Source organism: Alphaproteobacteria bacterium (assembly GCA_033762625.1).
Classification (GTDB): Bacteria; Pseudomonadota; Alphaproteobacteria; order UBA9219; family RGZA01; genus RGZA01.
Window position 1 is genome coordinate 53,328 of record JANRLI010000005.1, and the last position, 19,213, is coordinate 72,540.

18 protein-coding genes are annotated in these 19,213 nt (G+C 49.8%); 9 read left to right on the forward strand and 9 right to left on the reverse strand.

Features of this window, described 5'->3' with window-relative positions:
* Nucleotides 1-30: 30 nt before the first annotated feature.
* Nucleotides 31-417, reverse strand: a complete 387-nt coding sequence (gene rplT / locus SFW65_02475) for a 50S ribosomal protein L20 (GenBank protein ID MDX1921979.1) — start codon at nucleotides 415-417, stop codon at nucleotides 31-33.
* 24 nt (nucleotides 418-441) lie between these two features.
* On the reverse strand, nucleotides 442-642 hold the full coding sequence (gene rpmI / locus SFW65_02480) for a 50S ribosomal protein L35 (protein ID MDX1921980.1): 201 nt from the start codon (nucleotides 640-642) through the stop codon (nucleotides 442-444).
* A gap of 285 nt (nucleotides 643-927) precedes the next feature.
* Between rpmI and recN the strand changes: the two genes are divergently transcribed.
* Both recN and SFW65_02490 read left to right on the forward strand, forming a co-directional pair.
* Nucleotides 928-2,718, forward strand: a complete 1,791-nt coding sequence (gene recN, locus SFW65_02485) for a DNA repair protein RecN (protein ID MDX1921981.1) — start codon at nucleotides 928-930, stop codon at nucleotides 2,716-2,718.
* 149 nt (nucleotides 2,719-2,867) lie between these two features.
* Complete coding sequence (locus SFW65_02490; GenBank protein ID MDX1921982.1) at nucleotides 2,868-4,229, forward strand: hypothetical protein; 1,362 nt, start codon at nucleotides 2,868-2,870, stop codon at nucleotides 4,227-4,229.
* A 51-nt stretch (nucleotides 4,230-4,280) separates the two neighbouring features.
* Here the strand turns inward: SFW65_02490 and SFW65_02495 are convergent, their stop codons facing one another.
* The 6 genes from SFW65_02495 to SFW65_02520 form a co-directional block, all read right to left on the reverse strand.
* Nucleotides 4,281-5,069: a hypothetical protein gene (locus SFW65_02495; GenBank protein MDX1921983.1), complete on the reverse strand. Its 789-nt coding sequence runs from the start codon at nucleotides 5,067-5,069 to the stop codon at nucleotides 4,281-4,283.
* 163 nt (nucleotides 5,070-5,232) lie between these two features.
* Nucleotides 5,233-6,174, reverse strand: coding sequence for a glycosyltransferase (locus tag SFW65_02500; protein MDX1921984.1), 942 nt, complete (start codon nucleotides 6,172-6,174; stop codon nucleotides 5,233-5,235).
* A 1-nt stretch (nucleotide 6,175) separates the two neighbouring features.
* The gene (locus SFW65_02505) at nucleotides 6,176-7,024 is read right to left on the reverse strand and encodes a hypothetical protein (protein ID MDX1921985.1); all 849 of its coding nucleotides are present in this window, start codon (nucleotides 7,022-7,024) and stop codon (nucleotides 6,176-6,178) included.
* Nucleotides 7,025-7,130: 106 nt separating this feature from the next.
* Nucleotides 7,131-7,679, reverse strand: a complete 549-nt coding sequence (locus SFW65_02510; GenBank protein MDX1921986.1) for a methyltransferase domain-containing protein — start codon at nucleotides 7,677-7,679, stop codon at nucleotides 7,131-7,133.
* Nucleotides 7,676-8,572 carry a glycosyltransferase gene (locus SFW65_02515; protein MDX1921987.1) on the reverse strand — a complete coding sequence of 299 codons (897 nt, stop codon included), beginning with the start codon at nucleotides 8,570-8,572 and terminating at the stop codon, nucleotides 7,676-7,678. The genes SFW65_02510 and SFW65_02515 overlap by 4 nt, the downstream gene beginning before the upstream one ends.
* A 95-nt stretch (nucleotides 8,573-8,667) precedes the next feature.
* A complete protein-coding gene (locus tag SFW65_02520) occupies nucleotides 8,668-9,330 on the reverse strand; it encodes an NYN domain-containing protein (GenBank protein MDX1921988.1) in 663 nt (220 codons plus the stop codon).
* Between the two features lie 217 nt (nucleotides 9,331-9,547).
* On the opposite strand from SFW65_02520, the gene rpoZ reads away from it, so the two are divergent.
* From rpoZ to SFW65_02545, 5 genes are all read left to right on the forward strand, one after another.
* A complete protein-coding gene (gene rpoZ / locus SFW65_02525; protein ID MDX1921989.1) occupies nucleotides 9,548-9,967 on the forward strand; it encodes a DNA-directed RNA polymerase subunit omega in 420 nt (139 codons plus the stop codon).
* 93 nt (nucleotides 9,968-10,060) lie between these two features.
* A complete protein-coding gene (locus SFW65_02530; GenBank protein MDX1921990.1) occupies nucleotides 10,061-12,013 on the forward strand; it encodes a hypothetical protein in 1,953 nt (650 codons plus the stop codon).
* Complete coding sequence (locus SFW65_02535) at nucleotides 11,989-12,609, forward strand: MarC family protein (protein ID MDX1921991.1); 621 nt, start codon at nucleotides 11,989-11,991, stop codon at nucleotides 12,607-12,609. Before SFW65_02530 ends, SFW65_02535 begins: the two co-directional genes overlap by 25 nt.
* A gap of 162 nt (nucleotides 12,610-12,771) precedes the next feature.
* Entirely contained in the window at nucleotides 12,772-14,922 is a 2,151-nt protein-coding gene (locus SFW65_02540; protein ID MDX1921992.1) for a bifunctional (p)ppGpp synthetase/guanosine-3',5'-bis(diphosphate) 3'-pyrophosphohydrolase, read from the forward strand.
* 52 nt (nucleotides 14,923-14,974) lie between these two features.
* Nucleotides 14,975-16,000: a hypothetical protein gene (locus tag SFW65_02545; GenBank protein ID MDX1921993.1), complete on the forward strand. Its 1,026-nt coding sequence runs from the start codon at nucleotides 14,975-14,977 to the stop codon at nucleotides 15,998-16,000.
* Between the two features lie 16 nt (nucleotides 16,001-16,016).
* Here SFW65_02545 and SFW65_02550 read toward each other — a convergent pair whose 3' ends face one another.
* Complete coding sequence (locus tag SFW65_02550) at nucleotides 16,017-16,685, reverse strand: hypothetical protein (GenBank protein ID MDX1921994.1); 669 nt, start codon at nucleotides 16,683-16,685, stop codon at nucleotides 16,017-16,019.
* A 165-nt stretch (nucleotides 16,686-16,850) separates the two neighbouring features.
* Here SFW65_02550 and SFW65_02555 point away from each other — a divergent pair, with 165 nt between their 5' ends.
* Both SFW65_02555 and hslU read left to right on the forward strand, forming a co-directional pair.
* Nucleotides 16,851-17,873: an aspartate-semialdehyde dehydrogenase gene (locus tag SFW65_02555; GenBank protein MDX1921995.1), complete on the forward strand. Its 1,023-nt coding sequence runs from the start codon at nucleotides 16,851-16,853 to the stop codon at nucleotides 17,871-17,873.
* Between the two features lie 14 nt (nucleotides 17,874-17,887).
* On the forward strand, nucleotides 17,888-19,204 hold the full coding sequence (hslU, locus tag SFW65_02560) for an ATP-dependent protease ATPase subunit HslU (GenBank protein ID MDX1921996.1): 1,317 nt from the start codon (nucleotides 17,888-17,890) through the stop codon (nucleotides 19,202-19,204).
* Nucleotides 19,205-19,213: the final 9 nt, after the last annotated feature.

Consider the following 19,213-nt stretch of genomic DNA (forward strand, 5'->3'; position numbering starts at 1 on the left):
GCGCAACCGCTCGGGCGGTAAGGTTTGACCTTAAGCGGCTTTCTTTTTAGCAGCTGGCTTAGCGGCCAATGCAGCTTTTGCTTGTTCGCATACGGCCGCGAAGTTTGCAGGTTCTTTGGCTGCCAATTCAGCAAGCATCTTGCGGTTCAGCTTGATGCCCGCAAGGTTGAGGCCATTGATGAGGCGACCATAGGTGGTACCGTTCGCGCGTGCGCCAGCATTGATACGCACGATCCACAATTTGCGGAAGTTGCGCTTGTTGGTGCGGCGATCGCGGTATGCATAACGCAGTGCCTTTTCAACCTTTTCAATCGCTACGCGAAAGCAGGTTGAAGCACGGCCACGATAGCCCTTTGCCATATCGATAATTTTTTTGTGACGTGCGTGGGTTGTGACCCCGCGTTTAACTCTTGCCATAGTATATCTCCTTAAAAAATTTGATTAAGCGTTGCGCAGGTAATGCTTGATGATGTTGTCACCATCCGTCTTGAACAGCACCTTCATGCCGCGCGCATTACGTTTCATTTTTTGTGTGCGTTTACGCAAACCATGGCGTTTACCGGCGTAGCCGGATTTAACTTTGCCGGAAGCGGTTACTTTAAAACGCTTTTTGGCACCCGAATGGGTTTTGATCTTGGGCATTTTCATCTCCGTAGTTGAGGTTGTCATGAAGTGGCAGGCAGCCCTTACTGGCCCGCAGCACTTTGGAAGCGGTGGTTCTAGCAAATGGGCCAAGGCCAGCGCAACAGCTGTTTTATTGTTAACACTTCAAAACAAGGGGCAGAAAACCACAATTATTCATAAACAAGTGGTTACGGAAATGGCATGGGAAAGGCCATTATTCCATTTTTAATCAATATCTTAGAGGATATGAGGGGTTGAAAACCACGTCCTTAAATCCGCACTGCTTTGAGTGTTTAATAAGCCATGTTGAAGTCCCTCAACATTCACGAGTTCATTATTATAGAAGATCTGGCGCTTACCTTTAAGCCCGGGATCACGGTGCTGACCGGTGAAACCGGTGCCGGTAAATCGATTTTGCTGGATGCGCTTGGCCTGATTTTGGGCGATGTGGGCGAAGCCGATTTAATCCGTGCAGGTTCCAAAGACAGTTTTGTGCGCGCGCAATTCGAAGCCAGCACCAAGCATCCGGTCTGGAAGAGCCTGACACCCTATGACATCGAAATAAAAAGCGACATTGTCATCGAACGCATCCTTGATCGCGAGGGACGCAATGACACGCTGGTAAACGGCAAGCCGGTTCCCATCGAGATTATGAAAGATGTTGGCTACCAGCTGTGTGAAATTCACGGCCAGTTCGCCAATCAATCCATTCTGGATCCGAATAAGCAACTTGAGCTGCTTGATTTGGTGGGCGGTTACCGCGTGCTGCTGGAGCAGACCGCTAAAGCATGGTGGGATCTAAAAGGCTTTGAAAAAGCATTGGATGATGAACGTAAATTCATGGCCAATTCTGCTGCGGAGCGTGAGTTTCTGAGCAAAGCGGTGGCCGAATTGAAGGCGCTGCGCGCCGCGCCCGGCGAATTTGAAAAAATGGACGCCGAATATAACGAATTGGTGCGCATTCGCACCATCAATGAAATGTTGCAATCCATCCAGTCGCAATTGGTGGCCGGTACCGGCGCGCAGCGCTTGCTGGTTTCGGCCAACCGCGTATTGGAAAAGCAAAAGAATTTGGATCCCGAAGTTTTGGAAAATCTGGTCAAGCATATGTCGGCCTGTTTGGCATCGTGCCATGCCGCTTCGGATGAATTACTGGTCGTTATGCCAAAGTTTGAATTCGATGCTGAGCATATGCACAAGGTTGAAGACCGTTTGAACAAATTCGATGCGATTGCCGAAAAGCATGAAGTGGCAGGAAATGAATTACCCGATTTGCTTATTCGTCTGGATGCAAAATTGCAGCGTATTTTGAAAGCGCCCGAATTCATCAAGGAATTGGAAGACAAGGTGATGGTGGCCAAGGGTGAATATGCCCGCAAAGCGCAAGCATTATCCGAAGCACGTAAACATTCTGCCAAGGATTTAAGCGAACAAATTACAGCGGAAATGCCGCCGCTTAAATTAACCCGCGCGCAATTCATCGTGGAGGTCAGCGAACTGCCGAGCAACCGTTGGTCGCATCTGGGTATGAACGAAGTATTATTCACTGCGCGTATCAACCCCGGTATGCCGTTTACTACCATTGCCAAAACCGCATCGGGCGGTGAGTTGGCACGTATGATTCTTGCCCTTAAAGTGATTGTGCAACGTGTGCAATCGACCGAAACACTTATCTTCGACGAAATCGATACGGGGCTTGGTGGTCCGACCGCGTCTGCCGTGGGTGAACGCTTGGCGCGGCTTTCCGACCAGACACAGGTGTTTGTGATTACCCACAGCCCGCAGGTTGCAGCCAGAGGCGAGCAGCATCTGAAAGTTGAAAAAACCGCCGATAACAAGACGACGACATCGAACGTGCTTATGCTTAGCGAAGAAGAACGCTTTGATGAAATTGCCCGTATGCTTGCGGGTGAAGAAATTACGCCGGAAGCAAGGGCTGCTGCGCAAAGTCTTATGCGTGAAGCCGCCCGCGCAGCAGTACAGCGCCGCAAGGAGTTGCATCCAGAGCGTGATATCGAAGCCGAATTGCTAGCCGAAGCCGCCGCGCGTAATGCAGCAGTAGCGCCGCCATCTGAACAAACCTCTGCGCATTAAAATAGTGACGCATTGTTGCGTATAGTTTAAGAAATTGAAATCATAGTTATTTTTATTCCAAAAATGCGATTTTTTGATGAAAGTAATATTCTCTTCAGGAGTTTCAGGACAATTTGTTAAACTGGCTATCTTTATGATGGAAAAAAGATATGCCAACGCCAATTTATAACGCGACGATTTTTAATGTCAGTGATGTCACTAATGCCGCTGACCGAATTATTCGGTCTGGTGAATATGAAGAGTTTTCTAATTTATTGACTGCGCTGCGCGATGCGCCCGAGTTGAGTATCGGCATAGAACCTATCCAAGTTGCCACGGTATTGCCACGTCTTATAAGCGATGAGGCAATATTTACCAGAGTTTTTCAAGAATTTAAAGATAACCCAAAATTTAAAACTGCACTCACTCAGGCGATAAAAGAAAGTTCCAGAAGGCTTGGCGTCTCTTTCGCCGTCAGATACGGAGGTATAATACTTGAAGAGCGCGATCCACTAAAAGTAGACACTTTAGAGAAGCTCACTGAGCACGACAAAGAACTATCTGATGCATTTTTTGTTGGCCTTAGATGCGATATGGATGAAGCCAGCACCGGACGTCACGGGAATTTAGGTGCCTTTGTTAAAGGCACCGATAAAGTACGGCAGTTGGCAAAAATTGTGGTGGCATCGGATGTAACACGATATCTTGATGAAGAAGATGACAGGTTCAAAATAAAAAGCATCCAAGAGCTTCTACCCATCCTGAAAGATAAACCTGCCCTGCGCGCCGGTATAACAGAAAAACACATAACGGCGCTTGTGCACGATGTTCTACAAAAAAATATAAGCAATCTGCACGATATTGAAGATGCCCTCAAGGATGATGCACGGCTTCATGCGGCATTTGTGGTTGCCGTGTCAACATACAAGCCTCCAAAACCAGATGGTCATGGTGAACATATCCGAGTCAAGGTGAGAGAAGATTCAGCGATTTCCCAGGGAACCGCATGGCCAAGCGATAAAACGGTTTTTCGTAGCCATCATCCGGCAAGAGACTTTTCTGACTACCAGAGATCGTCCATCGAACGTCAGTGGGATGATCATGTTTATGAAAACAAGAAAGTTTATAAAGACCAAATCGTATACACCTATAGCCATGGCGCTTCTGTAACCATTACTTCCAATAGTATTATTTTTGGAGGCAAACCAAGTAATGAAGTAATCATGAAAGGCATCGAGCATGCTCGTGACAACTGGAATTTCAAGGCACATGTGATTTCAAATGATAAAGATTTTGTTGTTCGGGTCATGGCATGCGCAGAATTGCTGGGTGTTGAGCTTACGCATGAGCATTTAAATATGCTAGGGCGATTGGATATTGAACGGAGTACCGAATTCAGTAACGCGTTTAAGGCATTTATTGAGCAATATCCTCATTATGCCAGAGCATATGAGAACAACCGTCAGCGTGAAGCGCAGAGATCTCAGCAAGCGCAACGAAGCAGAGGCCTTGATCGCGGGCTGGAAAGATAGATTGCCGCGTCGGGCTAATGCCCTCCTCGCAATGACGGTCATATTGTGAGTTTAGTTCTTGATGTCCAGCGCGGCGCGGATTTGCGCAAGCGTGGATAAAAGACCGCCAAGATAGCGGATTTTTGGCAGCATCGCGACCTTGGTCACGTGCACTTCATAAATTTCATCTTCATGGAACAAGTGCTGGTCTGGATCTTTGGGATGCCATTGCGCTTCTTCCTCGGTTAATTCGCGTGCGACGTATTTTTTAGTAATACGGCAAATTTCGTTATGAATGGGGTTATAGCCATTGATGTTTTTGATGATACGCTGGGCTTCACTGCGCCAACCCATTTCACGCCATTTATCCAGCGTGCCTTCGCGAAGATTGCTGGGGAGAGGCCCCAGCAGGCGTTCCACGGATTCTTCACGCATGTACATATCCATGCTGACAAACGGGTTATCAAGCTCGGGCACATGGCTGCGCTGGATTTCGGTCAGCACTTTTTTGCGGCCGTCATAGCCACCCTTCATAATCTGGTATTGGGTCAGTTCGTCCGCTGCTTCCTTGCCATCGCAGATGCGTAGGCGGAAGCCTTCGCGCGGATTGGCATTCACCGCAAAGTTGATGCCGAATTCCTGACCAATTTGGGTGAGTTCCACGCCGTTGAGCGGGCAGCGGTCTTTGAAAATCTTGTTCTCAAGGCTTTGGCCAACCTTGTCTTCGGCAACGCCATGCAAATGACCTTGCATAATGTCAAAGCGCACATTGGGCTTGGCAATACTGTTAGGTGTGCCTTCGATTTTCGAAACTTGTACAACGCCAACCGTTTCGTATGAACCAGTAATGCCAGATCCCATAATTGCAATCTTTATAAAAAAGTGTGGCTTTAAAAAATTGGCTGATCAAAAATTGGTTAGTAAGCGTTCAGTATAGTCAGCACCCGTTAACCCAAGCATAAAAAACATGGTTAACGGATGGTAAAGATTTGAGCTGAAAACAGACTCTTTTAGCTGCTTCGACTTATCCACCATGGGCCAGCATCAACCGCGTGAACATGCCAATCGCATTGATCTGGCGAAAGAACAGTTCAGGGTCCTGCGTATCCCAGTTAAAGCCCATGGTGGCGGCGTGTTCAGGCGGGACCTGTTTGATGTAATGCGCGATCGCGTTCTTGAACACGCCCACGGCGTTGTCATTCAGCGTGTACAGCATCTGGTCGGATGTGGCTTGCCATGCGCTGCGTTTTCGAAACCATGCATGGGTGAGGCGTGATGCGGGAATGGAATGGGTCGCCTGTGCCAGTGGCGCGTAGCCCACGTTGTGCCCCACCCCGTTTTGACTGAGTGATTTGATGCGGCGCAGGCAATCGGATTCCTCTCCGGATAATAAACTGTGAACTTCCAAACCGGTGCGACCCAATGCGGGGTTGAACCCGCCACTTTGCACAAGCGCAGATTTGCGGAATGCGATATTGGCGCCAACAGGTTCATCACTTCCGGTCAGCAATTTAGTGGTGTCGCCAAAATCACAAAGCGATAAGTAGGTCAGTAAACGGTCATCCAGCCATACAGGCTTTGGAATGGCATAATCCGGCACAACCTTCCCGCCGATGACGGCGCAGGATGAACCCAATTGTTCAAATGCTTTTTTGTATTCAGCGAGTAATGCGGGTGCGGCGACTGCATCATCATCCAGATAGAAAATGAATTCACCTTGCGCGTGTTGTGCAGCAAGATTGCGTGCGTTGGATAACCCCGCGCGGTCAACGGTTGCGTAGGTTAGGCCAGCGGTTTTGCCCCAACGGTCGGATGATGCCTGACGTTCGGGCGTTGCTGGCGAATTATCGATTACCCAGATATCGAATTCGGATGAGGGCAGGGTTTGTTTTTGTAAACTTTCGATCGCGCGCGGCAAGACATCATAGCGGTTATAGGTGCAGATGACGGCGGAGAATTGGGGCATGTCAGCTTCCGTATTTTTTCAATAATGCATCACGCCAAGCAGGCACGCGGTCATATTGATGCACCAAGGTGAAAGGCGCACCCGATGGTGTGCGCACCGTGTTGCCATCAAAAACAGGTTCGGCTTCGGTGAGGTGGGGTTTATACCCGCCCAGTTTTACAGGGTCAGCGGTAACGCCCAATTGACATGCCCAGCCCGCATTGGCGGGCGCGAAGTAGGTAATGTCGCGGTAGGCTTTGGTATTTAGAATGATGTTCAGCGCGGCCTGATCAGGATTGATGGATTGCCCCGCTTTGGATGCCAGATAAACGGTGAGGAACAGATCGACCATCGTGTCAATCTCGCCCGCGATGGTGCCGGCATTGATGATGGTGTTTTTACAAAAAGCCGAATAAATATCGCCGCCATAGCTTTGCAGCAGGTTCTGTTTGCCCCATTTTTCATGCTCATACGCGATGGATTCCTGCGGCGCGATGATCTTTTTATTGCCGATATTTTGTTCGATCCATGTGCTGGGGTTTGTTTGGAACAACACATCGCGCACATCGGGCGCAATGACATAACGCAGATTATATTTTTCCTTCGCGCCTTGCAGGAACAGCCACATATGCATGAAGCGTTCAACCACAATGTTGAACGGTTTGGTGTAAACCACGCCTTCGGCATTTTGTTCAAAGGCGAAAATCGTGAAACCGCGCGATGCCAGTTCGTTGATTACCGATTGTTTGATGTTATAGCACAGCATCGCTTTCATACCGGAAAAGCCAGAGCGTTCCAGTGACACGACCCATGGCTTTATCGCTTCGAAATCATAGCCGGTGATGGAACCGATAACCAAGTCTTGCATCATAGTGATGTTGTCCATGCGTTGGATAAGGTTATTACGCGTGAACACTCGCTCTGCGCTTCGCGCAACCGCTCGTGACCAAGGCTAGGGGTTTGATAGAACGTGTATCTCATTTTACCGCCAACATACGAAGGATGGAATTGCGTGCAGGAACGGGGTTGCGCGTGTCATCCACGCGGTCGGCTGTTTTGAAACCGGCTTCGAGTAACATGCGTTTTAGCTTGGTTTCATCAAAGCCGTTGATATGCCCCATGCCGGGGATTTTATATTCGCTTTCGGTCATCCAGCCGCCGAACAAGTAAGACATGGCGTCTTCAAAGGCATCACCGGTAGGGTTCAGCCACGGCACATTGGCGTGTTCGGCCCAATCATTCTTGGCGACGCGTTCACAGATCCAGCGTGCATCAGGGCAGGTGATGTCCAAAACACCGCCCGGTTTCAAAATGCGCAGGATGTCTTTCAGCACGGCAGGCGCGATGAATTTATCAAGGTGTTCAATCACATCGCCGAAGTAAATTTTGGTCGCCATATCATCCGGGAAAGGATAGGGGAGTTTGCGCAGATCATGCTGCACATTCACGCGCGGCCACGGATGAAAATCAACGCAGATATTTGCATCGGGTTTGGGATGGGGGCCTGAGCCAAGATCGATGATCATTGAATAACTTTTAGGATATCGGAAAGCGTGTGTTCGATGAGGTGATTGGATGTAACGTAATCATATGCCTTTTTAATCTGACCCGGCCAGTTTTTATTCGGGTGCTTAAAGTCGCGCATAAAATGCAGTAATTCGGCATCATCGGTATAGGTAAAGCCGTATTGTTGCATCAATTCCGCGCCCGCAATCCGCCGCGCCGCCCACGGGGTTTCATTCAGCATTGCTTCCAGCAATACCAATCCGAACCCCTCCTTTTCGGAATGGAGGATGAGGAGGTCCGCTTCACACATCGCATCCATCACGGTTTGCTTATCATCCAGTAAAAGCGGTTTGACGAATTGGGATGCGGCAGGCATTGCACCCGCACGGTTATCATAGCCCGTGAGCACCAAGGTGGTATCGCTTACGCCTGTCTGATTGAATACCTCCACCAACTCGCGCATTTTTTTGTGTGGCCAATATCCGCCGCACGACAGAAACATTTTTGGCGTGGTGATAGCATGCGCAGCACGGAACCCTTCGCGGCCCAAGGATACGTCCGCACGGATGCCATGGCGCACTTCCACCGCTTTATGTGCGACATTGTGTTTTTCAACATGTGCCCAATCAGCAGGCGTTGAGCACCCCAGCCAACGCGCACCGTGTAATGCTTCAAGTGCAACTGGTGTTTCGGATGGCAGAATAAGCATATACAGGATGGGTGATGGAATTTTTGCGGCGTTTTTCAATACAAAATCCTGCACCGCGACATCCGCGCCATGCACGATAATCAAATCGAATTTCTGGGTGAGGATCTGGCCATCGCTGGTGACATGCACGCCGCCGCGGTCGCCTTCATGTTGGCCAGCAAGAACCGATGCGTTATGCCCTGCCGCGACGGCAGCTTCCGCCATATCGCGCACATAATATTCACTCCCGCCAGGATATGGTGGATAGCGGTGAACAACAAAAAGAAGATTAAACGTGCGAGGCGGCGCGCCCACAGCTTTTACGCAACCTGCGAATTATCTGGCGCAGCTTCATCGCCATCTTCATCAAGGTCATCAAGGATGGGGGATGGTTCGCGCGATGGTTGGTCATTACGTGAACCGTGCGGTTGCGGACCGGCTGCTGCGTTCTGACCGCCAGCGCGTGCGATTAAATTTGCAAGCTCAGCCAGTTCAATGAAGTTATCGGCTGCGCGGCGCAACTCATCGGCCACCATGGGCGGGGATGAACGCATGGTCGATACAACGCTGACGCGCACACCCTTGCGTTGGCATGCTTCAACCAAACGGCGGAAGTCGCCATCGCCGGAGAAGATGATGATGTGATCGACCTTTTCGGCCATTTCCAGAACGTCAATCGCCAGCTCGATATCCATATTGCCTTTGATTTTGCGGCGACCAAATGCATCGGTGTATTCTTTGGTTGGTTTGGTAACCATGGAATAGCCGTTGTAATCCAGCCAATCGACCAGTGGGCGGATGGGGGAGTATTCTTGGTCTTCCACTAATGCGGTATAATAGAATGCACGGATCAGGCGGCCGCGCTGCGCGAATACCTCCAGCAATCTGCGATAGTCGATATCAAATCCAAGGCCACGGGCGGCAGCGTATAAATTCGCGCCATCAATAAACAGGGCGCAGCGCTCTTCTTTGTAAAACAGCATGGCAGTATCTCCTAAAATCCCAAATTTCTTATTTATCCGGATATTTACTTTTTTTGATTTTTATTTCCGAAAACCCAATCTGTTCATAGCATTACCCTGTTTTTTAATGAAGCGCAAGCTGCCCTAAACCCGCCCCATTGAATTAGTTGTTTACAAAAACCATTCTGGTCATTATCAAAACCCTTAATAACCACTTCATATTACAGGATGTCGCCCGATGGCACGCGTTACCGTTGAAGATTGCATTTTACTTGTTCCTAATCGTTTTGAATTGGTGATGATGGCTGGACAGCGCGCACGCGAAATCGCATCTGGCGCAGCGCTGCACGTTGACCGCGACCGCGATAAAAATCCGGTGGTAGCGCTTCGCGAGATTGCTGAAGAAAAACTCAGCCTTGAGGGCATGAAGGAAAGCCTTGTGAAAGGTTACCAACGCCGCGTTGACAGTGACAGCAGCGAAGAAGAACTAAAGGAATTGATGGCGGAAGAACAAAAATGGGCAACCGCTGCCGCAGCAATGGCCGAAGGCATGGCTGGCGCTGATGAAGATGAAGAAGATGATGAAGAAGGCGCAGCCGATGAAGAATTGAACGAAGTTCAATTCGAAGACGCATCACCCGATGATCTTAAGGAATAAGGTCAAGCGTCACACCACGACGTTTTAACCAAGTTAAAACCCCGCAAAATGCGGGGTTTTTTTATTTGCTGGTTTTGTGTGTAAGCTAAGGGTATGGCTCTCTATCCCTTGGATGAAAAAAGCATATATAAAACGCTGCATGATGGCATTGTGTCCTATGCGGGCGAGCTTTCACCACGGCAGCAAGCATGGCTTAGGAATGCAATCAATGAAGCGGTGCAATTTCCCGTCACAGATGTAGTAAGTAACCGCTTGTTCAGTGACCCCTTCAAGGTCGCAGGAATTTTAATTGAAGAAAAACAAAGTCTGGAAATCATTATCGCCAGCCTGATTTACAGCCGCGTTAAAAAAGAACTGCTTTCCGAAGATGCGTATCTGAAAAAACTGGAAGACATCGCATTGAAGTACAATGCAGATGTTCAGCGCATGGTCCGTTTTGCTTTGCAAGAAGCCTATACGGATATGCCGAAAGTCAGCCGAAAATTGCAACAAAAATTCGATGCAAGCAACGAAGCACGCAAAGCGCATTTTGCTGCTATTCGCCAAGAGAAGAAAATCAACCCCGGTGCAAAGGCCAAACCGCAACAAACGCTGGAAGAAAAACAAACCAGTATTTTTGTGCGCTATGTTGATAGCCGTAATCCTGTGCCATCCAGCCAGGCGATACGCATTGCAGACCGGTGGGTATTGTTACAGGACATTGATCCAGATCATGCAAGCGACATAGATAAGGCACGCATTAAAGAAAGCTGGTACGTGCATGCGCAGATGGCAAATAATCACGGGCTTCGCCGTTTTTATTATGACTTTGGAAATTTGTACTATCGTACATTCTATCCTGAAACGTATAAGGCAATCGAGCAATCCCTGGAGATTCTGGCAAATGCCGTGGGCAAAGACGGCAATCCGCTAAACGACGTGATTGATTATCTCAGCACCCATTTGGCAGGGCCGAGCACCGGGCTTGAGCGTAAATTCAGCCTTGAGGATGTTGAAGGCGGATTTTACATAAAAGAGCGACTTAAAAAATCAGTTGTATCGATATGTACGAAATTGATCGGCGATGGAATTGATCCGGAAGATTTTTTCAAAAAACATGCATTGCAAATCGGCAATGACCCCACGGCGCGTTTACGCATTTTGCTTCAGGAGGTGTTGAAGGAGGTATATGATCTATTTGCATTCGCAGTGATTATGGACGAAAAGCCGCTGATTGAAAAAGGGTTGATCGTCGATGAACCGCACAAGCCGTGGCATGCACATAAACACGCTTGCGTGATGGGCGCGGAATTCTTGACCATGGGTTGCACACAAGGATTGCCGCTAAGCAGGCTGGGCTATTCTGTATTGCCTGCGCGCCGCAAAAACTATTTTGAAAAGCCACGCGGGCGGCGCTCTTACCGCAGTTTGCATGTAGGTCTTTCCAAAAAAGTATCGCTGCCCGAATTAGGTATTGATGAATTGGACGTGCCGATTGAAGTGATCTTCCGCACGCCAACGGTGCATTTCGAAGCGGAATACGGCAAGTGGGCGCATAACCGGTTTAAATCGGAAACCATTCGCGGCGAAGCGGCATGGGAAAATGCGCAAACCCAAGTTACCGCCCGCAGCAAGGCGTATCTGTTCACGCCCGATGGCGAGATCCTTGAATTCAACAAAGGTACGCGCATTCGCGATGTGGCGTTTGAAATCAATCAGGATCTTGGATTGTATTGCAGTGGTGCAACAGCATATCGCGGACATAGAAGCTGGCGCGATACGGAACACACCGAATTACCGGAATTGGTGTGTTTGTCGCCTGATGCGTTGATCGATGATATTGATGGTTGCACCATTAAGATCCATGCCAATGTTCCGCGTGCGGTCAAACAGTTGCGCCGCGGGAAAGTTATCGGCTACCCCATGATGCCGCCCAAACATAGTGAAGAATCCCTCAATGCGATGTTGGAGAACGTAACAACCGATATTGCAAAACGAAAAATTAATACAATTCTTAAGCGTCTTGGACTACAATCCAAGCCATGGAAACCTTCCTCTCCGCGCTAGTAACTCTTACCGTGATCATCGACCCGCTGGGCACTGCGGCGGTCTATGGCGCGTTGACGGCCAGCCTTGCCCATAGCGAAGCCGAAGCGATTGCCAAAAAATCCTGCATGGTTGGTGCGGGCGTATTGTTGTTTTTTGGTGTCATGGGTTCTGTTGTGCTTTCGATGCTGGGCATCACGCTGGATGCGTTCCGCATCGCCGGCGGATTGTTGTTATTTGTCACGGCTTTTCGCATGCTGATGGGTGACCATGACCAGCAAAATATTCAAAAGGATGGTTCGGTCTATTCCGATCGCGGGGATATTGCGGTATTCCCGCTTGCCATTCCGCTGCTTTCTGGCCCTGGCTGTATCACGGCGATTATCCTGCTTACCAATAAATCGCATGCATGGTTTGACCAGTTGCAAGTCTATGCCGCGATGGCGCTGGCAGTTATTGCATCCTATGTGTGCATGAAGGCCGTGCAGCGGTTAAAGACCGTGCTGGGGTCTGGCGGTATTCAAATCATGGCGCGGCTGATGGGTATCTTATTGGCAGCCATGGCCATTCAATTTATTGCCGATGGCGCTAAAGGCCTTATTCAGGCCATGCACTAATCTCAACGATATGTTAATATCGAATGGCTAGTTTTAACGCCTAGTTTTATGGGGCAAACCCGCTATTTTATGCAAATGACACCGGACGACACAAAACCACAGCCCGAACCTATAAGCGCAGAACCTGCCGCTGCGCCTGTGGCCCCGCGTCCGAAAAAGCCGCTGATCCGCCAATATGAACTTGTGGACCGTGTGCGCGCATACGACCCCAAAGTGGATGAAGAATTATTGAACAAGGCGTATGTGTTTTCCATGAAAGCGCATGGCACACAAATGCGTCATTCCGGTGATCCCTATTTCTCGCATCCTTTGGAAGTTGCGAGTATTTTGACGGAGATGAAACTGGATAGCGCATCGATTGCAACCGCGCTGCTCCATGACACGATTGAAGATACCGGCGCGACCAAAGAACAGCTGACGGAATTGTTTGGCACTGAAGTTGCGCATATGGTGGAAGGTGTAACCAAACTCTCGCGCCTTGAATTCCAAAGTGAAAAAGCGCAACAGGCCGAAAATTTCCGCAAGCTTGTCGTGGCGATGGCGGAAGACATTCGCGTGTTGCTGGTCAAGCTTGCTGACCGCTTGCATAACATGCGCACCATTCACCATGTGAAAAAACCCGAAAAGCGCCGCATGAAAGCGATGGAAACGCTGGAAATCTATGCGCCGCTGGCCCAGCGCATGGGGATCAAGCAAATGCAGGAAGAGCTGGAGGATCTGGCGTTTTCTGTGCTGCATGCCGAAGCGCGCGACAGTATTTTGGCGCGCCTTAACTTCCTGCGCAGCGAAGGAAGCGATGTCGTCAATTCGATTATTACCGATTTGCAAGGCGTGATGGATAAGGCGGGATTGAAAGCCAAGGTTATTGGCCGTGAAAAAACGCCGTATTCGATTTGGAAGAAGATGCAGCGCAAGAATATTGTGTTCGAGCAGCTATCGGACATCATTGCCTTCCGCATCATTGTGGACAGCAACGCCGATTGCTATCATGCGCTGGGCATCATCCACAGCCAGTATTCAGTGGTGCCGGGCCGTTTCAAGGATTTTATCTCCACGCCCAAACCCAACGGCTATCAAAGTTTGCACACGGGCGTAATCGGACCATTAAAGCAACGCGTGGAAATCCAAATCCGCACTAAGCACATGGATGAAGTTGCCGAACTGGGTGTGGCTGCGCACTGGGCGTATAAGCAGAATGATGAAAAGACCGATGGCCGCCAATACCGCTGGCTACGTGAATTACTGGATATTGTGGAAAGCGCACAACGTCCTGAAGAATTTCTTGATTACACCCGTCTTGAACTGTTTCAGGATCAGGTATTCTGCTTTTCGCCCAAGGGTGATTTGATTGCGCTGCCACGTGGTTCAACACCGGTAGATTTTGCCTATGCCGTGCACAGCAAGGTGGGCGATAAATGCGTGGGCGCAAAAGTGAACGGACGAATGGTGCCGCTGCGCACATCTTTGCGTAACGGCGATCAGGTTGAAATCATCACCTCGAAGACCGGTGCACCGTCACCCGCATGGGAACGCTTTGTGGTTTCGGCAAAAGCGCGCTCGCATATCCGCCGGTTTGTGCGCCAGCAACAGCGCGGCGAATATGTAGCGCTGGGCAAGCCCATGCTGCAAAAATTATTTGCTGAAGAAGGCTTACCTTTCCACGAAAAAGAACTGGAAGCAGTGGTTGGCAAATTCCAGGCCGAAGATTTGGATGATTTATATGCCAATATTGGCGCATCGTTGCATTCCGCGCGGGATGTGTTGCGCGCGCTTTATCCGCAGCATCAGCCCAAGCAGCCTGAAAAGCCTGCCAAGAAAACCGATAAGGCTGCGGAAAAAGAAAAAGATAAAAAGACCAAACCGCTTACGCTGCGCGGGCTAATTCCCGGCATGGCGGTGCATTATGCGCGCTGTTGCCACCCGCTGCCCGGCGATCGCATCGTAGGAATTGTGGTAACAGGTAAAGGCGTGACCATTCATACAACCGATTGCGAAACGCTGGAAAGTTTTGCAAACCAGCCCGAACGCTGGATTGACGTTGCCTGGGATGACAGCGCGTTCCATGCCGGAAATGTCATCGGGCGTTTGAATGTGGTGATCGCCAATTTGCCATCCGCATTGGCGAATTTGACCGGCGCGATCAGCAAAGCCAATGGCAACATTACCAATTTGAAGATCACCAACCGCAGCGTCGATTTCTTTGATGTGTTTGTGGATGTGGAAGTTTCCAACGTGCAGCATTTAACCACCATCATGGCGGGCATCCGCTCCACCCCTTTGATGATTAGCGTGGAACGCGCCAAAAACCGTTAAAACCCCCTTTAAAACGCGATTTAGTTTCATGCAGTGATGTTATGCTCGCGGCATGAAACAGGTATATGCCGATATCATTGCCGGATTGGAAAAGGCGGGCGCATTCAAGGAAGTGCTGGGTGAACCCGGTATCTATCCCGGATATTTCTTTACATCCCGAAGGCTGGATATGCGCACCACGATGATCAATCATCGCTCGCGTGTTTTGGCCTTCGATATCTACATGCCACTGCATGCAATCATGCCATTTTCAAAGGAATGGATCGAACAAGCCATGACCCGCAGCTTCTCGCCCATGGTGATGGCAATATTCAGCCACCAAATGCAAACGGTTTATGCCAAAGCAAATGAATATGATGAAGCGCATAAACAGGGATATGAAATGCGCCCGCTCAACAAAGAACCGGGATATGATGTTTTTCGGACAAAACACGGGCATCCCGAAACCGTGTTTATGCGTGAATTCGTAAAGCATCATCCTGAAATTCTTGCGGCATGTGTGTTGATGCAAGTGGCGCATATCGAATTTCTTTCGCAGCTGGACAAGATGATCGCGGTCGATGCGCAGTTGCTGCCTGAGCAACGTAAGATTGCGCGTAAAGCAGTGCGTGCTTTGTCCGAAGCATTTTATAGGGGTGAATTTATATCAGGGCCCGCAACATATATTGCCATCAGCTACCATGACCGCATCACCAAGGACCGTAGTATCGCGCCAGATTATTCATTGCCGGTAACCCAGCAGGATTTTACGCAAGGCTGGGACAAAACCATTCATCGCGGCGGCATGGAAGTTCACCCGGGTAAAGACCATGTGCAGCAACATCGCCGTGCATGCCCGTGGTTGAACCGCGCAAAAATCGTATCAACAGAATTATGTGCAGGTGTAACGCATGACGAACAGAAGCGTGATCTGGCGATGGGGTTTGGCACATGGTGTATTTATACGATGCTTAAAACAAAAGATGTCGCGGCGCGTCACAGCAAGCAATATGCATTTTTAATGCGGCCTGCCCGCGTCAGAAAAATGGCGGACAGCTTTCCATTCAACAGCCTGCCAGGCATTGATGATCCTGCTTAGCCCCAACCCTTAAAGGTCAGGTTATCATTCGGGGTTGCGATTTTGCAGTGGGGCCTGCCGATGCCAGCGCGATGCCATTCGTTATTGCAGGGCCGGTGAAAATATCATTCAGGGCGATGGTTTCTCCGGTTGTATGATTGGTAACACGGCCATTTCCCGGCACGAAGGTTTGACCCTCGGGTAATATCGCAAGCCGGAATGCATCTTGCCGACGCCGGCTTAGCCCCGTGTGGTAATCGGTGCCGGGCATGGTATAGGCATTTGCGATATAGGCGGGTATGCCTGCGATACGGTCGCTCGTGATATAGTCGGAAATCTTTTTTGCAAATTTGACAGCAGATCTGTCAGTGAGGTTGTAGAGCGTATCCAGCACCGCTGATTGCATGTTGGGTGACAGCTTGTCAAACTTGTCGAGACCGATATGTGGTACGATAAAGCTTTCTATCTTCTGACCGATTTTATGAGCGGTTAGGGATATTGCCTGATTGTGATCGATTAGCGCTTTCGAAGTGATATTCGTGCCAAGCACCCCGCTTGCTTGAGAACGCGTTTCAGCGCCGCGGTTGTAGCCGAAACCGATTTGGGTACCAGACCTATCACCCGATGCGCGCGCATAAAATCCTTCATGCACGGCTATTTGTGCAAGCAGGTTGCGCGTGACATATTTTGTATAATCAATGGCCATGGGGTGCTCTGAAGTGTTAAACTATCAGGTAAATCTTCACATAATGCTAATAAAGGCCCTGAATTAACATTCAAGGCATAGCTTGCGCAGCGCTGAAGAAGGCCTTGCGTTAGCTTGTTTTTCATGGTTTTTTAGCGCCCTTACTTATCTTCAGGGAATAATGTCATGGGTAAAAAAGCATATAAAGTCGCGGTTGTGGGTGCCACGGGCGCTGTTGGTAAAGAGATGCTCTCGATTGTTGCGGATCGCCAATTTCCGGTGAGCGAAGTGGTCGCGCTTGCTTCAAAAAATTCCGCGGGCAGTGAAGTATCATTCGGCGAAGATAAGGTTTTGACCGTACAAGATCTTGCAACCTATGATTTTAAGGGCACCGATATTTGCCTTTCATCTGCGGGTGCAAAAATTTCAGCTGATTTCGCGCCGCGCGCAGGACAGGCGGGCTGTGTTGTGATTGATAACACATCGCATTTCCGCATGGACCCTGATGTGCCGCTCATTGTGCCCGAAGTGAATCCGGCTGCGATTGCCGGATACACCAAACGCAATATTATTGCGAACCCCAATTGCTCCACCATTCAGATGCTGGTGGCGTTAAAGCCGTTGCATGACGCTGCAAAAATCAAACGCATTGTCGTTGCAACCTACCAATCGACATCGGGCGGCGGCAAAGAGGCGATGGATGAGCTGTTCACCCAGACCCGCGCGGTGTTTGTCAACGACGCGTTGAAGCGCGAAGTATTCCCGAAACAAATCGCATTCAACGTCATTCCGCAAATCGATGTGTTCATGGAAGATGGATACACCAAAGAAGAATGGAAGATGGTTGTGGAGACCAAAAAAATTCTTGATCCCAAAATCAAGGTCACGGCAACCTGCGTGCGCGTACCGGTATTTATTGCACATTCGGAAGCGGTAAATGTGGAATTTGAAAATCCCATTTCCGCAAAGGAAGCCGTTGCGTTGCTTAAGAAGGCACCGGGCGTTGTGGTGACCGACCATTTATCTGCCGATGGGTATGTGACCCCCGTTGAAGTGGCAGGGGAAGATGCGACTTATGTTTCCCGTATCCGCGAGGATATTACGGTTGAAAACGGTCTTTCCATGTGGATCGTCTCCGATAATTTACGCAAAGGCGCAGCGTTAAATGCGGTGCAAATCGCAGAAGAGCTTGCCAAGAATTATCTCTGACCTATTTAAAGGGTATGACCGAACTCACCCCCAAAGAAATTGTTGCCGAACTTGATAAGCACATTATCGGGCAGGGCGATGCCAAACGCGCGGTAGCGGTTGCCTTGCGCAACCGTTGGCGCCGCCAGCAATTGCCCGATGATTTGCGCGATGAGGTTTTGCCCAAAAACATCCTGATGATCGGGCCAACCGGCGTTGGCAAGACCGAGATTGCGCGCCGGCTGGCAAAGCTCGCCGATGCGCCATTCATCAAGGTGGAGGCAACCAAATACACCGAAGTTGGCTATGTGGGCCGCGACGTTGAACAGATTATTCGTGACTTGATGGAAAGCGCGGTTGCGCAAGCAAAAGTAAAATCCCGCAAAGACGTAATGGCAAAAGCCGAAAAACTGGCCGAAGAACGTCTTATTGCAGCATTGGTGGGAGAAAGCGCCAGCGCGGAAACCAAACAGAAATTCCGCGCCATGCTGAAGAATGGCGAGCTGGAAGAGCGCGACGTTGAAATTGAACTGAATGATGACAGCCCGCTTTCGATGCCCACGGTGGACGTGCCCGGTATGCCCGGCGCGCAAATGGGCATGCTGAATCTGGGTGATATGTTCGGCAAACAATTTGGCGGCGGGCGCACCAAAACCAAGCGCATGCACGTAAAAGAAGCGCGCGAAGCACTGGTTCAGGAAGAAGCCGATAAGCTGCTGGATCAAGACAAGATGGTTGCAAGCGCAGTGGAAGCGGTAGAACAGCGTGGCATCGTCTTTATTGATGAAATCGATAAAATCGCGGCGCGCAGCGAATTCCGCGGCGGCGGCGATGTGTCACGCGAAGGCGTGCAACGCGATTTATTGCCCTTGATTGAAGGCACAACTGTTTCAACCAAATACGGCATGGTAAAGACCGACCATGTGTTGTTCATTTGCTCGGGCGCATTCCATATCGCCAAACCATCCGACCTCTTGCCGGAATTGCAGGGGCGTTTGCCTATTCGCGTGGAACTTTCCGCCCTTACGCAACAGGATTTACGCCAGATTTTGACCGATACGCAGGCCAATCTGGTGCGCCAGTATAAGGCACTCATGGAAACCGAAGGCTTGACGTTGACGATTACCGGCGATGCGGTGGATGCGCTTGCCAAACTTGCCGCCGAGATCAACGCGACGGTTGAAAATATCGGCGCGCGCCGTTTGCATACCGTTTTGGAACGGCTGCTTGAAGATATCAGCTTTGATGCGAGCGAGCGCAAGGGCGAGACCGTGACGATTGATGCCAAGACCGTGCAGGAAAAAGTTGGCGCATTGGCCAAAAACGCCGATTTATCGAAGTTTATTCTTTAACGAATTCCC

Coding starts and splice junctions, on each gene's coding strand:
- SFW65_02490 (MDX1921982.1), top strand. CDS start 2,868: ATGCCAACGCCAATTTATAACGCGACGATTTTTAATGTCAGTGATGTC.
- rpmI (MDX1921980.1), bottom strand. CDS start 642: ATGCCCAAGATCAAAACCCATTCGGGTGCCAAAAAGCGTTTTAAAGTA.
- SFW65_02550 (MDX1921994.1), bottom strand. CDS start 16,685: ATGGCCATTGATTATACAAAATATGTCACGCGCAACCTGCTTGCACAA.
- rplT (MDX1921979.1), bottom strand. CDS start 417: ATGGCAAGAGTTAAACGCGGGGTCACAACCCACGCACGTCACAAAAAA.
- SFW65_02505 (MDX1921985.1), bottom strand. CDS start 7,024: ATGATGCAAGACTTGGTTATCGGTTCCATCACCGGCTATGATTTCGAA.
- SFW65_02555 (MDX1921995.1), top strand. CDS start 16,851: ATGGGTAAAAAAGCATATAAAGTCGCGGTTGTGGGTGCCACGGGCGCT.
- rpoZ (MDX1921989.1), top strand. CDS start 9,548: ATGGCACGCGTTACCGTTGAAGATTGCATTTTACTTGTTCCTAATCGT.
- SFW65_02545 (MDX1921993.1), top strand. CDS start 14,975: ATGAAACAGGTATATGCCGATATCATTGCCGGATTGGAAAAGGCGGGC.
- SFW65_02495 (MDX1921983.1), bottom strand. CDS start 5,069: ATGGGATCTGGCATTACTGGTTCATACGAAACGGTTGGCGTTGTACAA.
- SFW65_02500 (MDX1921984.1), bottom strand. CDS start 6,174: ATGCCCCAATTCTCCGCCGTCATCTGCACCTATAACCGCTATGATGTC.
- SFW65_02535 (MDX1921991.1), top strand. CDS start 11,989: ATGGAAACCTTCCTCTCCGCGCTAGTAACTCTTACCGTGATCATCGAC.
- hslU (MDX1921996.1), top strand. CDS start 17,888: ATGACCGAACTCACCCCCAAAGAAATTGTTGCCGAACTTGATAAGCAC.
- recN (MDX1921981.1), top strand. CDS start 928: ATGTTGAAGTCCCTCAACATTCACGAGTTCATTATTATAGAAGATCTG.
- SFW65_02515 (MDX1921987.1), bottom strand. CDS start 8,572: ATGGCGGAAGCTGCCGTCGCGGCAGGGCATAACGCATCGGTTCTTGCT.
- SFW65_02510 (MDX1921986.1), bottom strand. CDS start 7,679: ATGATCATCGATCTTGGCTCAGGCCCCCATCCCAAACCCGATGCAAAT.
- SFW65_02520 (MDX1921988.1), bottom strand. CDS start 9,330: ATGCTGTTTTACAAAGAAGAGCGCTGCGCCCTGTTTATTGATGGCGCG.
- SFW65_02530 (MDX1921990.1), top strand. CDS start 10,061: ATGGCTCTCTATCCCTTGGATGAAAAAAGCATATATAAAACGCTGCAT.